At 33.0% G+C, this 14,486-nt stretch carries 20 protein-coding genes; 12 read left to right on the plus strand and 8 right to left on the minus strand.

The window, feature by feature from the left end:
- Nucleotide 1 precedes the first annotated feature (1 nt).
- Nucleotides 2-514, plus strand: a complete 513-nt coding sequence (locus ACQ9BO_RS23640) for a hypothetical protein (RefSeq protein WP_431242728.1) — start codon at nt 2-4, stop codon at nt 512-514.
- A gap of 113 nt (nt 515-627) precedes the next feature.
- On the opposite strand, the gene ACQ9BO_RS23645 is transcribed toward ACQ9BO_RS23640, so the two are convergent.
- Nucleotides 628-1,602, minus strand: a complete 975-nt coding sequence (locus ACQ9BO_RS23645) for an integrase core domain-containing protein (RefSeq protein ID WP_431241922.1) — start codon at nt 1,600-1,602, stop codon at nt 628-630.
- Nucleotides 1,603-1,714: 112 nt separating this feature from the next.
- Here ACQ9BO_RS23645 and ACQ9BO_RS23650 point away from each other — a divergent pair, with 112 nt between their 5' ends.
- From ACQ9BO_RS23650 to ACQ9BO_RS23695, 10 genes are all read left to right on the plus strand, one after another.
- Nucleotides 1,715-2,392 carry a CPBP family intramembrane glutamic endopeptidase gene (locus tag ACQ9BO_RS23650; protein WP_431242729.1) on the plus strand — a complete coding sequence of 226 codons (678 nt, stop codon included), beginning with the start codon at nt 1,715-1,717 and terminating at the stop codon, nt 2,390-2,392.
- 225 nt (nt 2,393-2,617) lie between these two features.
- Nucleotides 2,618-3,118, plus strand: a complete 501-nt coding sequence (locus ACQ9BO_RS23655) for an RNA polymerase sigma factor (RefSeq protein ID WP_431242730.1) — start codon at nt 2,618-2,620, stop codon at nt 3,116-3,118.
- Nucleotides 3,119-3,120: 2 nt separating this feature from the next.
- On the plus strand, nt 3,121-3,753 hold the full coding sequence (locus tag ACQ9BO_RS23660; protein ID WP_431242731.1) for a hypothetical protein: 633 nt from the start codon (nt 3,121-3,123) through the stop codon (nt 3,751-3,753).
- 5 nt (nt 3,754-3,758) lie between these two features.
- Nucleotides 3,759-4,082, plus strand: coding sequence for a hypothetical protein (locus ACQ9BO_RS23665; RefSeq protein ID WP_431242732.1), 324 nt, complete (start codon nt 3,759-3,761; stop codon nt 4,080-4,082).
- A gap of 70 nt (nt 4,083-4,152) precedes the next feature.
- Nucleotides 4,153-4,557 (plus strand): carboxypeptidase-like regulatory domain-containing protein, encoded by a 405-nt coding sequence (locus ACQ9BO_RS23670; protein ID WP_431242733.1) that lies wholly within the window; start codon nt 4,153-4,155, stop codon nt 4,555-4,557.
- A complete protein-coding gene (locus ACQ9BO_RS23675) occupies nt 4,478-6,334 on the plus strand; it encodes a YfbK domain-containing protein (protein ID WP_431242734.1) in 1,857 nt (618 codons plus the stop codon). The genes ACQ9BO_RS23670 and ACQ9BO_RS23675 overlap by 80 nt, the downstream gene beginning before the upstream one ends.
- A gap of 10 nt (nt 6,335-6,344) precedes the next feature.
- Entirely contained in the window at nt 6,345-6,695 is a 351-nt protein-coding gene (locus ACQ9BO_RS23680; protein WP_431242735.1) for a TonB-dependent receptor, read from the plus strand.
- Between the two features lie 102 nt (nt 6,696-6,797).
- The gene (locus ACQ9BO_RS23685; protein ID WP_431242736.1) at nt 6,798-7,385 is read left to right on the plus strand and encodes a phospholipid scramblase-related protein; all 588 of its coding nucleotides are present in this window, start codon (nt 6,798-6,800) and stop codon (nt 7,383-7,385) included.
- A 114-nt stretch (nt 7,386-7,499) separates the two neighbouring features.
- Nucleotides 7,500-8,216 (plus strand): 3-ketoacyl-ACP reductase, encoded by a 717-nt coding sequence (locus ACQ9BO_RS23690; RefSeq protein ID WP_431242737.1) that lies wholly within the window; start codon nt 7,500-7,502, stop codon nt 8,214-8,216.
- A 68-nt stretch (nt 8,217-8,284) separates the two neighbouring features.
- Nucleotides 8,285-8,794 carry a hypothetical protein gene (locus tag ACQ9BO_RS23695; protein ID WP_431242738.1) on the plus strand — a complete coding sequence of 170 codons (510 nt, stop codon included), beginning with the start codon at nt 8,285-8,287 and terminating at the stop codon, nt 8,792-8,794.
- Between the two features lie 100 nt (nt 8,795-8,894).
- On the opposite strand, the gene mtaB is transcribed toward ACQ9BO_RS23695, so the two are convergent.
- Entirely contained in the window at nt 8,895-10,229 is a 1,335-nt protein-coding gene (gene mtaB, locus ACQ9BO_RS23700) for a tRNA (N(6)-L-threonylcarbamoyladenosine(37)-C(2))-methylthiotransferase MtaB (protein ID WP_431242739.1), read from the minus strand.
- Between the two features lie 485 nt (nt 10,230-10,714).
- Here mtaB and ACQ9BO_RS23705 point away from each other — a divergent pair, with 485 nt between their 5' ends.
- Nucleotides 10,715-11,134: a hypothetical protein gene (locus ACQ9BO_RS23705; protein WP_431242740.1), complete on the plus strand. Its 420-nt coding sequence runs from the start codon at nt 10,715-10,717 to the stop codon at nt 11,132-11,134.
- A gap of 175 nt (nt 11,135-11,309) precedes the next feature.
- Here the strand turns inward: ACQ9BO_RS23705 and ACQ9BO_RS23710 are convergent, their stop codons facing one another.
- The 6 genes from ACQ9BO_RS23710 to ACQ9BO_RS23735 form a co-directional block, all read right to left on the minus strand.
- Nucleotides 11,310-11,837: a GNAT family N-acetyltransferase gene (locus ACQ9BO_RS23710; protein ID WP_431242741.1), complete on the minus strand. Its 528-nt coding sequence runs from the start codon at nt 11,835-11,837 to the stop codon at nt 11,310-11,312.
- 6 nt (nt 11,838-11,843) lie between these two features.
- Nucleotides 11,844-12,095 (minus strand): HAD family hydrolase, encoded by a 252-nt coding sequence (locus ACQ9BO_RS23715; RefSeq protein ID WP_431242742.1) that lies wholly within the window; start codon nt 12,093-12,095, stop codon nt 11,844-11,846.
- Complete coding sequence (locus ACQ9BO_RS23720) at nt 12,070-12,648, minus strand: HAD hydrolase family protein (RefSeq protein WP_431242743.1); 579 nt, start codon at nt 12,646-12,648, stop codon at nt 12,070-12,072. Before ACQ9BO_RS23720 ends, ACQ9BO_RS23715 begins: the two co-directional genes overlap by 26 nt.
- A 74-nt stretch (nt 12,649-12,722) precedes the next feature.
- A complete protein-coding gene (locus ACQ9BO_RS23725; RefSeq protein WP_431242744.1) occupies nt 12,723-12,941 on the minus strand; it encodes a putative signal transducing protein in 219 nt (72 codons plus the stop codon).
- Between the two features lie 20 nt (nt 12,942-12,961).
- Entirely contained in the window at nt 12,962-13,735 is a 774-nt protein-coding gene (locus tag ACQ9BO_RS23730; RefSeq protein ID WP_431242745.1) for an alpha/beta hydrolase, read from the minus strand.
- A gap of 60 nt (nt 13,736-13,795) precedes the next feature.
- Nucleotides 13,796-14,458 (minus strand): DEAD/DEAH box helicase, encoded by a 663-nt coding sequence (locus ACQ9BO_RS23735; protein WP_431242746.1) that lies wholly within the window; start codon nt 14,456-14,458, stop codon nt 13,796-13,798.
- Nucleotides 14,459-14,486: the final 28 nt, after the last annotated feature.

A 14,486-nucleotide genomic window follows, 5' to 3' on the forward strand; every position in this document is an offset into this window, starting at 1 on the left:
TATGAGAAAAATATTTTTTTCATCACTAATCGTTTTTATTCTTTTGGGTAGCAGTTATCTATATTATCATTTTAAAATTAATGATAACGAGATTTCAAGTTCTAAAACTTTTGAATTGAAATTTGAAGAAACAAAAGGTAAATACTATCAAACATTACGTCCAAAAGATTTAAATCCAAAATCATTTATCAAACTTTTTAAAGAGAAATATAATAAAAACTCTAAGCTAAATTTTGTAACAATGCTTGGAGATTTTCCCGAAAATTGGGTAAAGCCAAATGATGTTCAATATTTAATTTCAATTATGAACTCTAAAGAAAAATGTTGTGGATACATGAATACATTTTCTTCTTTTATTTCAACTGAAAATGGCGAAGTTGGCGGTTTTGCAATAATTTTTCTAAACTCCTATATTTCTAAAAAACAAATTAATATGGGTTTGAATTGCAATCCGAAAACAGATAAGGAATCTGTAAGAAAAATTGAAAATTGGTATCGAAATACAAAAAAATAAAATTAACCGCATTTTATATCATTTCGACGAAGGAAAAATCTTCGCAAGAAACTCGACAAAGATTGGGGAGCTACTCGTGAAGATTTCTCCTTAGTCGAAATTGTAAAAGTCACTTATTTCGGTAACGGATTTATCATTTCAATTGGCTTTTTTCCATCGATTCCCTGATGTGGTCTTTCGTGATTATAATAATATAAATATTGTAATAATTCTTCTTTTAGCTCTTCTTGAGAATCAAAATCCGTGTCTCTTAATAAATCGTCTTCCAGAGTTCTCCAAAACCGCTCTACTTTACCATTTGTCTGTGGACGGTAAGGTTTTGTATATCGGTGCACGATTCCTAATTCCATCAGCATTCTTTCAAATGGATGGTTATTTTTGACTTTGCTTGTTTTAGGTCCAAATTCAGCCCCATTATCAGATAATATCTCTTCAAATTTTATTTCATAATGACTGCTTAGGATGTTTAAGCATTTTAATGACGCAAACATCACTGTTAAACTGGTAATGTCTGGAACTAATTCTGCCCAGGCAATTCGGCTGTAATCATCAATTACACAGACTAAATAGAGTTTTTTATTTTCTCCACGAATTATGCTTTTACTTAAATAATGACAATCAATATGACCCAGCTGTCCCATTCTTTCCTTGATTATTTTCTGATGATTCTTTTTAATCTTCGGAGTTAATCTATTTATTTTATGCCTTTTTAAAATATTATAAACTCCAGAATATGATGGTGCATGTTTTCCTAATTTGGGATTTAAGATACTAACAATTTCATATTTGTTGTTTCCTTTTTCTCTTAATTCGATTACTTTTTGTTCTATAAAAGGCAAAGGACGTCGGGTTTTATATTTTGGACCTCGCTTTTGAGGCAATAGATCCTGAGATTTCCCACTCTGTTTATAGCGATTATAATACTTTAAGAAACTTTTTCTGCACGTGTCATTTGCTGTGTAAAAATCCATCGCCTTTTTATAAAGTGGATGAGTTTTGTTTTTCACCTGCTCATATTCTTTTATCAAGAAACGATATTTCTCTAAATAGTTCCTCTCTAATGTACAATCTTGACTATTATTTCTCATCGTAACAAAATTTATTAAATTTAAATTTTGTTACCGAAATATCTAACCTTTACAGAAATGACAAGATTGGGAAAATTCACATCTATTTAAACAAAACCTACAACCAAAATAAATGCTCAACATTTCAGATTCAGCTAAGAAACCAGTTCTAATTATCAGCATCATACTTTCTGTATTTCTTCCGGTTCTCGCGATTTATTCTTCTTTATTATTCAAAGATCTTGGAATCAGCAAGGAAATTCAATTCTACATTTCGAGATTTGCCATCTGGATTTCACTACTGTTGTTATTCTTATATTCGATAAAATTAGAAAAACAGCCTTTTTTGCTTTGGCCAGAAACCAAATATTCTTTTCCTGATTTCGCAAAAGCGATATTCATAACATTCGTAAAATTATTTATTGCGGTATATTTTACAGGGCTTTTAATCATGTTATTTAAAATAACTGCAGAAAGCGCAGTGTTGCAAAAAGCTTTGGCGCTTTTTAAAAAGAGTTACTTTTTGCTTTTCTTTACTTGTCTAACAGCAGGCATCACAGAAGAATTAATCTTCAGAGGTTATTTAATGCCAAGATTAGAACTTCTTTTTAAAAATAAAATCGTGGCAATTATTATTTCCAGCATTCTGTTTGGATTACTGCATATTGGTTATGGAACATTACTGAATGTTATTGGGTCAATTGTTATAGGGCCGGTATTTGCTGTTCAGTATGAAAAATACAGAAACATTAAAATACTGATTGTCTGTCATTTTCTTTGGGATCTTTTTCTTTTGACGGCAAAAACGTAAAAAGTATATTTGTATAAAAGAAAATTATCGTAATAATATCTTGACAAGACAAACACTGCTGTACGCCTCTACAATAAAACCTTTGTAACTTTGTTTCTTTGCAACTTTGAACCTTAAAAAAATATTTTTTTTACAACCGTCCCAACCTTTTTATCTTTTTAGTTCTCTTTATAAATAAAGACCAACATTGTGATAAACGAAACGCTAATTTCTAACTGCAAAAAAATGAACCGTGATGCCCAGCGTCAGGTTTATGAGCATATGGCTCCAAAATTGTATCGCGTTTGCAAACGATACCTCAAGAAAGAAGAAGAAATTGAAGAAGCTCTTGCTGATGCCTTCTATACCATTTTCACGAAACTAGAACAGCTCAAAGAAGACAAAGCCTTTGAAGCCTGGGCCAGAAAAATTACCGTTAATCACTGCTTGGCAACCATCAAGAAAAACACCAATTTCAACATGTATCTTGATGATGTAAAAGTGCTTTCACAGCCTTTTACAGACGAAATGAGCGCACTGGAAGAAGAGGATTTACTCAATTTATTAAACCATATTCCGGATGGCTGTAAAACTGTTTTCAATCTTTTTGTAATTGAAGGTTTTGGACATAAGGAAATAGCGACAATGCTGAATATCTCAGAGGGCACTTCGAAATCACAATTGAACGCCGCCAAAACCAAACTGAAAGATCTGGTTAATAAATTATATTATCAAAAAGCAAAATAGTCATGGACAATCAAGATAAAATATTCGACAAATTTAAAGAAGCGACTGAAAATGCCCCAGCACAAGATTTTCCCGGAATGGAAAAAGTTTGGTCGCGCGTTGAACAAAAACTCGACAAAAAAGAAGACAAAAAAACGATTTCACTTTGGAAAAAAATTGCAGTTGCGGCTTCACTTTTATTAGTAATCTCATTAGGTTATCAATTTCTGAAAACAGATAAAAAATCAACTTTAGAAACTAACGATCAAGTTGTAACCAATGACACACAAAACCAAACAATTAAAAACAATTCAGAAGAAAAAAACAATGCTCCAGCTTCATCAGATTCACAATTCATTCCAAATGAAGAAGCTGAAAAAATTTTAGAAAACAAAACAAAACATAAAGAAAGCGTTGCAATTCAAGAAACAACAGGCTCAGGCATTCAAGCAGAATCGTCATTGCCAATATGCGCAGGAACTCAAGAAGTAATTGTTCCAGTAAATGAAGAAAACACTGAAGACAAAGGTGATGACATGCTTTCAAAAAAGAAAACAATACGCAAGTTGGATATATTGGTTATCCTGAAAGAGAATCTGCTAAAGTTGCTTTGGCCGACAAACAAGCGACAAAAGCGAAAAAAAGTGCGCCACTAATTATTATGAATGGAAATGCAATAGCGCACAGCGATGATACAAAAAGAGATAAAATGATGCAGGCGGAACTTCCGAATGTGCAACCTGAAAACGTAGAATCATTAGTAATTCTAGAAGAGCCACTTTACATTATTGACGGCATATATTATTCGGAAAATGATTTATTCGGAAAAAACCCAACGAGTCCATACGCGCCTTTAGACAAACAGGACATTAAAACTATTACCATTTTACAAGACCTTGAAGCTACTGAAAAATATGGCGAAAAAGGCAAAAAAGGAGTTGTAATCATTACCACAAAAACAGGAAAACCAACTCCTAAAAAATAATCTAAGCTTTGTCAAAGTCTGCGGCTTTGACAAAGCAAAATCAAAACATTAATTCTTAAAACTCATTATCATGAAAAGTTTAAAACTTATTTCATCAGCCATTGCTATGCTTATATGTTTCGTAACCATGGCACAAGAAAGAACTATAACTGGAATTGTTTCTGATAAATATAAACAGCCTCTTCCAGGAGTATCGATTTACATTCAAAATACAAAAGTATCTGCCACAACTGATTTTGACGGAAAATACAGTATCCAAGCTAAAACAGGAGATATGTTAGTTTTTAGTTTTATTGGATACGAAACTCAAAAACAAAAAGTTCAAAACTCAAATACGATTAATATACGCCTAAAAGAATATAACAATACTTTAAGTGAAGTTGTAGTTGTTGGTTATGGCTCAAGTGAAAGCGATTCAGATTACAGTGCAAGAAGTTACGAGCGAGCGGAAAGAAGAAGAGAAAAAAGAAGCTAAGCAAGCTTCTCAAGCGGCTTCTTTACAAGGAAAAGTTGCGGGACTTCAGGTTCAAAACAATGTTGGATATGTAGCAAATTCAAATTTTCAAATGCCGCGAGAATCTCCATCAATTTCGCCAAAAAACGAACCAATGTATATTATCGATGGAGTTCCAGCAAAAGCCAATCAAATGGCAAAAATTAATCCAAATGATATTCAGGATTTGAAAGTTTTAAAAGATGAAGCGACAACTTCTGTTTACGGAAGCAAAGCATCAAATGGAGTTGTGATTATCTCAACTAAAAATGAAATCTATAAAAACCTTTCGGAAAATGAATTAAACAAAAAATTAAATATTACTCCAATTCCAACAGAACCAACGCAGGAAGATTATGATGCCTTTGTAGAAAATGCGTTCGAAAGTCCAGAGACTGCCCCGCTTTCTACTTTTTCGATCGATGTTGACAATGCTTCTTACACTAACATCAGACGTTTTTTAAACAATGGCCAGCAAGTTCCAAAAGATGCTGTGCGTGTAGAAGAAATGATTAATTTTTTCAAATACAAATATCCGCAACCAAAAGATGGAAATCCGTTTTCTATTAATACAGAAGTGAGCGATTCTCCTTGGAATTCAAATACTAAAATTTTGAAAATTGGTTTACAAGGAAAAAATATTCTGACTGAGGATTTGCCAGCATCAAATCTTGTTTTCTTGATTGACGTTTCAGGCTCTATGGCCGACATGAACAAATTGCCTTTATTGAAACAATCTTTAAAAATATTGGTAAACGAATTAAGACCTAAGGATAAAGTGGCTATTGTAGTTTACGCTGGCGCAACTGGAATGGTTTTGCCTCCAACTTCTGGAGATGAGAAAGAAACAATTATTGAAGCCCTTGACAAATTACAATCTGGCGGAAGCACTGCCGGTGGTGCAGGAATTGAATTGGCTTATAAAACGGCAACTGAAAACTTTATTAAAGGCGGCAACAATCGTGTAATTCTAGCAACAGACGGAGATTTTAATGTTGGAAGCGCTTCAAATTCTGATATGGAAAAATTGATTGAAGAGAAAAGAAAAACTGGCGTTTTCTTGACTTGTCTGGGCTACGGAATGGGAAATTACAAAGACAGCAAAATGGAAATCCTTGCCGACAAAGGAAACGGAAATTATGCTTACATCGATAATATTCAAGAAGCGAATCGTTTTTTAGGAAAAGAATTCAAAGGTTCGATGTTTGCGATTGCTAAAGATGTAAAAATCCAAATCGAATTTAATCCGAAACAAGTTCAGGCATATCGCTTGATTGGTTATGAAAACAGAAAACTTCGTCCAGAAGATTTTAAAAATGATGCGATTGATGCAGGTGAATTAGGAAGCAACCACACAGTTACGGCTTTATATGAAATTATTCCGACTGGTGTAAAAAGCAATTATTTAGCTGAGCAACCTGATGATTTAAAATACACTAAAACAGAACCAAATTCAAATAATTACAGCAACGAATTAGCAACCATAAAATTCCGTTACAAAAAACCGGATGGCGATAAAAGCATCGAAATGGTTCAGACAATTGAAAACAAATCAGTTGCTTTGGAAAAAGCGAGTGACGATATGAAGTTTAGTAATGCCGTAGCTTGGTTTGGGTTGAAATTGAGAGATTCTAAATTGATTGCTGATAAGTCTTCTGAAGACATTGTAAAACTCGCAAGGCAAGGAAATTCAAATGATGGCGAAGGTTATAAAGCAGAGTTTATTCGTCTCGTAGAAGGTGCTAAGCAATATAATTAAATTAGAAATTATGAAAATAATCCAGCTTTTTCCATTCTTATTTCTACTAAGTTTTATTGCAAAGGCACAAGACAAAGCGACTTCAACTCAAACAAAAGATTCAGTTCAGAAAATGAAAGTTGCAACCGTTACTGATCCAGAGCAAACTCAAAGTGCTAAAGTAATAATATGTGGTCCGTCAAGATCTTCTCTCATGCAAATTTTATATATTTTGAATGGAAAGATTATAAATCAACTGGATTTCAGCAAAATTAATCCCAACAACATTAAATCTATGAAAATACTTCACCCAGATGAAGCAAAATTAATTTATGGTGAACAAGGAGCAAATGGAGCAATTTTAATCATTACTAAAAAATGAATTTTATAAATTTTATCATCCTTAAACAAACACAAAAACCTAATAATTAATAAACGTTTTACTACATTTGCGCTTCGTTTTAAAAATCAATTTTACACGCATATGAACTCAATTTTAAGCCAAAATCTATTTTTAGTAAAAGAACATATCGGAATGTTCAAAGCCTCAAACAATTACGATATTTATAATCCTGAAAGCAATCAAATAATTATGAACTGCCGTGAAAAAAATTTAAGTTTTTTCACTAAAATGCTACGTTTCACAGACTTTAAAAGAGCAACACCATTTAATATTGAAATCTCAACTGCGTCTGGCGAAAAGTTAATTACTGTAAGAAGAGGAATTGCAATATTCAGATCGACTGTTGAAGTTTTGGACGAAAAAGATCGTTTGGTTGGCACATTCAAACAAAAATTCTTTTCAATTGGAGGAAGATTTGAAATTTTGGATAAAAATGAAAAACCAGTTGCAACACTTCAAGGAAAATGGACAGGCTGGGATTTTAAATTTTCACACGAAAACAACCAATTGGCACAAGTAAGTAAAAAATGGGCAGGAATTGGCAAAGAGTTTTTTACAAGTGCGGACAATTATGTTCTTCAAATTGAAAACACTGTTGTCGCTGAAAGTCCGTTAAGACAATTAATCTTAGGAGCTGTAATGTGCATCGATATGGTTCTGAAAGAATAACAAAAACTTGTTAAACTTAGATTAAGAAAACATCTTAAAGCATGATTTTAGTTTGCAAAAGCTTATTTTTGTAAGACTTATAATGATGCTTTTTGCATTTCTAAAAATACAATCATGACCGATTTAAAAAATAAAACTGCCTTTATTACAGGAGCAGGAAAAGGAATAGGAAAAGCCGTTGCAATTGCTTTAGCAAAAGAAGGCGCAAACCTGATTTTAGTTTCAAGAACACAAAAAGATGTAGAACAATTAGCTGATGAGGCTTCAAATTTGGGCGTAAAAGCTTTGGCTATTACCGCTGATGTTTCAGACATCAATTCTATCAATGCAGTTGCAGAAAAAGCTCTAGCCGAATTCAAACATATAGATATTTTGATCAACAGTGCTGGAATTGCTTCTTTTGGAAAATTTTTAGAATTGGAACCAGAAGCTTGGGAAAGAATTATTCAGGTAAATTTAATGGGAACGTACTACACAACGCGCGCCATAATACCGAATATGATTGAAAGACAAACTGGTGACATTATTAATATTTCATCGACTGCGGGTTTGAACGGAAATGCTTTGACAAGTGCGTATAGCGCCTCAAAATTTGCTGTTTTGGGCTTAACCGATTCTTTGATGCAGGAAATGAGAAAACACAACATTCGTGTAACTGCTCTGACGCCAAGTACAGTTGCAACTGATATGGCAAAGGATTTAAACTTAACTGACGGAAATCCTGAAAAGGTAATGCAGTCGGAAGATATGGCCGAATTGATTATTTCGCAATTAAAATTGAACCGAAGAGTTTTTGTGAAAAACAGCAGTATTTGGTCAACCAACCCATAAAACTAATCTCGTAAACTTTGTCAAAGTTTGAAACTTTGACAAAGTTCAAATCGCAAAAAAAGCGTTAAATGGAACAATATTTAAGACAATTAGTCGAAATAGAATTTGTAGATAAAAAGCAAATTTTTACTGGATTTCTTATTGATTATTCTGATGATTGGATTTTGCTTCGAAATAATCCTGTTGATTTTATTTTGGATGGATTTGTGATTTTAAGAAACAAAAACATCTTGGCGGTCAACAGAGATCATGATTTGGCTTTTACAGAAAAAGTAATTCGGTTAAAAGGCTTAAAAATCAATTCTGAAGATATAATTCCGATTAGAGATTTAGATTCGATTTTAAATTATATAAGCAATAAATACGGAATTTTTCAAATTGCAAAAAAGTCAGCTAAATCTGCCTATTTGGGCAAATTGCTTTCACTTACTGATGAGGAACTTTTGATTGATTTTCTGGACACAAGAGGTCAATTTGGCGGAGAATTAAATTTTATTCCCGAAAAAATCAGAGTCATTGAATTTGATACCGATTATATTAATTCTTTGAAACTGGTGATTCCGGAAGATCAGAAATAATTATAAAAATGAGAAAGCCCTTTTTGAAAAGGGCTTTCTCATTTTTATAAAGTACGTGTAAAACTTTGTCAAACTTTGACAAAGTTCCTAAAAACGCTCGTTAAGCTTCTGCTAATTTATTTACAAACTCCATTCGAACACTTCCGTCTTCATCAATTTTAGTCAAATTAATTTCTTGCAAAGTATTCACCAATTCTGGATTCCAAGGCGTTTTCACTTTTACGTAGTTTTCAGTAAAACCATGAATATAACCTTCTTTGTTTTCACCTTCAAAAAGAACTGTTCTTTTGGTTCCTAATTGACTTTCATAAAAAGCACGACGTTTTTTCACTGATAATCCGCGCAACATTTTGCTTCGTTTTGCACGAACATTTGCCGGAACAACACCTTCCATTTCAGCGACTTCTGTATTATCTCTTTCTGAGTAGGTAAATACATGCAGATAAGAAATCTCCAATTCATTCAAGAAATGATAGGTTTCTAAAAAATGTTCGTCTGTTTCACCAGGAAAACCAACAATTACGTCAACACCAATACAAGCGTGCGGCATTACTTCGCGAATTTTATTTACGCGATCGATATAAACTTCGCGCAAATAACGGCGTTTCATTAATTTCAAAATATCATTACTTCCTGATTGCGGCGGAATATGAAAATGCGGTACAAAAGTGCGGCTTTTAGAAACAAACTCAATAGTTTCGTTTTTCAGCAAATTCGGTTCAATTGACGAAATTCTCAAACGCTCAATTCCTTCGACTTGATCTAAAGCCTGAACTAAATCCAGAAACGTATGTTCGTGTTTTTTGTTTCCAAACTCCCCTTTTCCATAATCTCCGATATTTACTCCAGTCAAAACAATTTCGCGAATATTCTGTGCCGAAATTTCTTTAGCATTTTTTAGAACATTTTCTAAAGCATCACTTCTAGAAATTCCACGCGCCAACGGAATGGTGCAATACGTACATTTATAATCACAGCCATCTTGAACTTTCAAGAAAGCGCGTGTACGATCTCCAATCGAATAACTTCCCACATAGAAATCAGCTTCAGCAATTTCGCATGAGTGAACTTCACCCATATCATTTTTGCTTAAATCGTGAATATAATCGGTAATTTTAAACTTTTCAGTAGCACCTAAAACCAAATCAACACCATCAACTGCGGCTAATTCTTCTGGCTTCAATTGTGCATAACAGCCAACAGCGGCAACAAATGCTTTATCATTCAGCTTCATTGCTTTTTTGACTACTTGCTTAAACTGCTTATCAGCGTTTTCTGTAACAGAGCAAGTATTGATCACATAAATATCTGCTATTTCTTCAAAATCGACGCGGTCAAAACCTTCGTCATTGAAATTTCTGGCAATTGTAGAAGTCTCTGAAAAATTCAGTTTACAACCCAGCGTATAAAAGGCAACTTTCTTTCTATTTTCCATAATTTTCTTAAATTAATGAAATCGTTGTCAAAAAATTTAAGGTCGCAAATTTACAAACAATATTTGTAAAAGAAAATCAATAATTGACTTCGTTTCAACAATTTGCGTAAATTAGAGTTTTAATAAAAATAAAATGCACTTAATGATTGCAAAAATTTTGAAAAACAATATTTTTTTCGAACTTTACGTTATACAATTCAATAAGAATTAAATGACAAAAACATCGATTAAGTGCAAATTTCATCGATTAAATACATTTTTTAACGATTTAAACTGAAAAAATCTTACATTTACTAGAACTAAATTCTCTTGTAGAATTTATTCCGATTTTAAAATTATCGCAAGTATTAATTAATTTAATAATAAATCGGACATAACAATTTTGATTTTCAATCGTTATGTTGTTGTTTTGTGTAACAAAATGAAATGGGAAAGCCGAAAACCAAAGAGAGTAGGCAAAAATAAAATTACAAATACCACACTTTATGAAAGCATTTTTACCCACAATCTGCTTGATGTTCTTAACCGTTTTTAGTTCGCAAGCGCAAACTAATGCCCCAGCCGCAAATCCATTTCCATCTATTAGCACTTTAACGACTTGGGCAAGTTTAAACTCTCAACAACAATTTGATGTTGCAATTCGTGCCGTTGGTTTTAAATTTGAGGTTAAAGAACCAGGTGCAGAATCTACTGCCTACACTTATATTCGTAAAGTAACTGTAAATGACGTAAACTATACAGACAGAATTGTTTACAGAATTACGAATAATAATTCTGCAAGTATTATTTCTTTGGTTACAGCTTCTACAGATTTAGTAAGCTTGTACACACCGCAATTAGCAACTTTCAAAAACAACAATTGCAAAACTGAAATGTCTAAAGACAAAAACACAACTTGCAACTAGCTACGAAAGTGCCGCTTTTGCAATCGATCTTTGCGACGAGCGTGTAAAATTAACAATGGGTGATGGAAACAAATATTTTGTTTCTGTAGCTAAAAAATAAGCAATTAAGAAATTACGTTTTCCAAATCTTTGCAGGTTTTTATTAGCTTACAAAGATTTGGAGCGCATTTCTCAATTATAAGTTTGGATTTTTTATTTCGTACCAGACTTCAGTTTCTCCTTCATACTCAAAAGAGTTTACATATTGCAAGCCTAGTTTTTCGAGAATTTTTCTTGAGTTTTCATTCCCTGCATCTGCGTACGCATAAAGCGCATCTACCTTCATTTCATTAAAAGCATAATTTACAAAAGCTTTTCCGGCTTCTGTGGCATATCCTTTTCCCCAATGCTTTTCTATAAAACGATAGCCAATTTCATAAAAGTTTTTATGTCCGTTAATTTCATCTGTAATGAACTTAATCCCAGACCAACCCAAAAACTCATTAGTTTCCTTAAGAATCACTGCCCAGCGTCCTGTTCCAAAATCTTTATATTGTTTTTGAACAAAATGAATATATTCGATACTCTCTTCGGGCTTTTTTACTGGATTATTACCCAAGAAAAGATGCACCTTTGGATTTGAATCCAATTCAAACATTCCATCAGCATCAGAAAGAAGAAATTCTCTTAATAGCAAACGTTCTGTTTCAATTGGATTTTTCATCAAAATTTAATTTAAGATATATTTCTGCACTACTTCGGCCACTCCATCATCATTATTTGACGCTACAATTAAATCTGCTCGATCACGCAATTCGGGCGTAACATTATCAACCCAAACACCAAGACCTGCATATTCAATCATTGTCAAATCGTTTCCTGCGTTTCCAACAGCGATTATTTCCTCTTGAAGAATCCCTAATTTATCTGCAAGAAATTTCAAGCTTGCCGCTTTGTCAATTCCTTGTCGCGGTCGCTTCAAGAAAGAAAGGTTTCGACATTGAAATACTTAAATCTGGCATTTTGGCTTTTAGATCTTCTTCTAATTCCTTTAATTCAGACGGTTCTTTTAAAAGAATACATTTTACAGCAGGCTTGTCGACATAGTCTTTAAAACTAGAAACCATAAGATGAGGCATTCCTGTAATCTCTTTTTCGATTTCGATGAATTCAGAATCAGTTTCGCTTATAATTTCGTCATCTACATAAGTAATGATATGCGTATTCATTTTTACACTGTAATCGTATAAATCATGAATTTGCTTTACAGTTAACTTTTGCTCAAACAAAACAAGATCATCTTTAACACGGCTGATAATAGCTCCATTAAACGAAATCATATAAGAATCGTTTATATCTAGCTCTAATTCTTTAGCATAAGCAGTCATTGCTGTAGTTGGTCGGCCAGAAGCCAAAACCACATAAACTCCTTTTGCCTGAGCTTCTAATAAAACTTTTTTGTTTAAATCTGAAATTCTATGATCGTCTGTCAACAAGGTGTCATCCATGTCGAGCACTAACATTTTGTATTGCATATTTTTTTAGTTTTCAGTCACAGTCGCAGTTTACAGTTTGAATACTGAAAACTGCGACTGCAAACTGCGACTTATTAAAGGCTCATTCTAAAGTTTTCAATCACTGGATTTGCTTTTGCAAAATCGGTTTCCTGAATAAAAACCTCAACAGCTAAATCTGTTCCGCCAAAACCTCCCAATCTAGCCGATTGAATATTATCTTTTTTTACTGTTTCTACTCCCGCTTCTTCTAATCTTTCCTGCAAAGCTATTGCTAATACTTCACTTCCTGAAAACACTTTCATTAATCCCATGGCATTTCTATTTTTATTCTTTATTTCAAAATTGTTTTTAATTCCTCTTGGAAATTTTCATTTTCGTTCATTCCAATATGTCCCTGATCTTTCAAAACATATAAATACCCTCTAGAACCTAAAATTTCATTTAATTTGACCGAATTTTCAACCGGAATCAACTGATCGTCTGATCCATGAAAAATATAAATCGGAGCTTTAACTTTTGGAAGATATTGATAGGTTTCAAAATGGAATTTCTTCATAAAATCAGGAAAAAACCGAACTTTGGTTCCTGATAATTCAGTAAAACTAAAATAAGGCGATTGAAGAATCAACGCTTTAGGTTTATTTTCTGAAGCCAAAATTGTCGCTAATCCAGAACCAATGGAATAGCCCGCAATAATAATTTTATTTCCAGGATATCTTTGGTTTAATTTTTTGTAAGCTGTTGTAATATCTTTATTTAGTTGTTCTTCGTTTTCGATTTCGCCTTCGCTTTTTCCAAAACTTCGGTAATCTAAAATAAAAATATCGTATCCTAAATTGGTATAATTTTTCGCTATACTGCCCCAGGTTTGTAGCGTACCGGCATTTCCGTGAAGATAAAAAACAAGGCCTTTAGATTTTTCGGCCTTAAATAAAAGTCCGTTTAAATTTACTCCATCAAAAGATTTAATATTTAACTCCTCAAACGGACTCTGATAATCAAATTGATATTCCTTAGGAAGTGACGAACTCTGAAAAATCATACCAACCTGATTGAAATATACATACGAAACAATAACGATATAAATAATTACAAAAAATGCCATCAGCACAATTGTAAAAAATTTTAACGTTTTTATCATTTCCATAAAATATACTGCAGGATTTTATTCTTCTTCTACGTCGTCTTCCTCTTCATCCAATTCCTCCTCACCTTCTTCATCCATATCAAACAAATACGGTTCAATCATAATTTTGTCTGCCAAAATTTCGATGCGTTCTGTCAAAGTTTCAGCAAAAATAATGCGTTGCACTTTGGCAATACTATTAGAAATACGAGTAATTTTTGGATCATGGCGCAATTTTAAAATCGGATCTGCATCATCTACAATAAACATTTTAAGACGATTCACATTGTAACCTGCCGTACTGAACATGTCATTTAATTTGGTTGGTGTTCCAATCAAAACGTCGATTCCGGTAGAAACGTAGTTTTTATCGTAATCCATATCGCCTTTGTCGTGAACTCCATACACTTCAAGATTAGTATATTTGTTATACTTATCAAAAAGCGCTTCCATTGCCAAAACCTTTTCTTTGTCTTCAACAATGATCAAGGCTCTAGGTGATTCTTCATTTTTTCCAGCCAATTGCTGAATTACATTCAAAACAATTGTCGTGGTTTTCCCGCTTCCTTTTGGCGAAACAATTACACAGTCCGCGCCACTTTTTATAGTCGAAAAAGTTTCCATCTGCAAAACATTTGCTTCTGTCAAACCATTCTCAATTAAGGCATCTTGTAATTTCTCGTTTATTTTTTTTAGTTTCATATCTAAATTTTAGATTTATGATTTTAGA

The sequence above is a fragment of the Flavobacterium sp. P21 genome (assembly GCF_050632225.1).
Taxonomy (GTDB): domain Bacteria; phylum Bacteroidota; class Bacteroidia; order Flavobacteriales; family Flavobacteriaceae; genus Flavobacterium.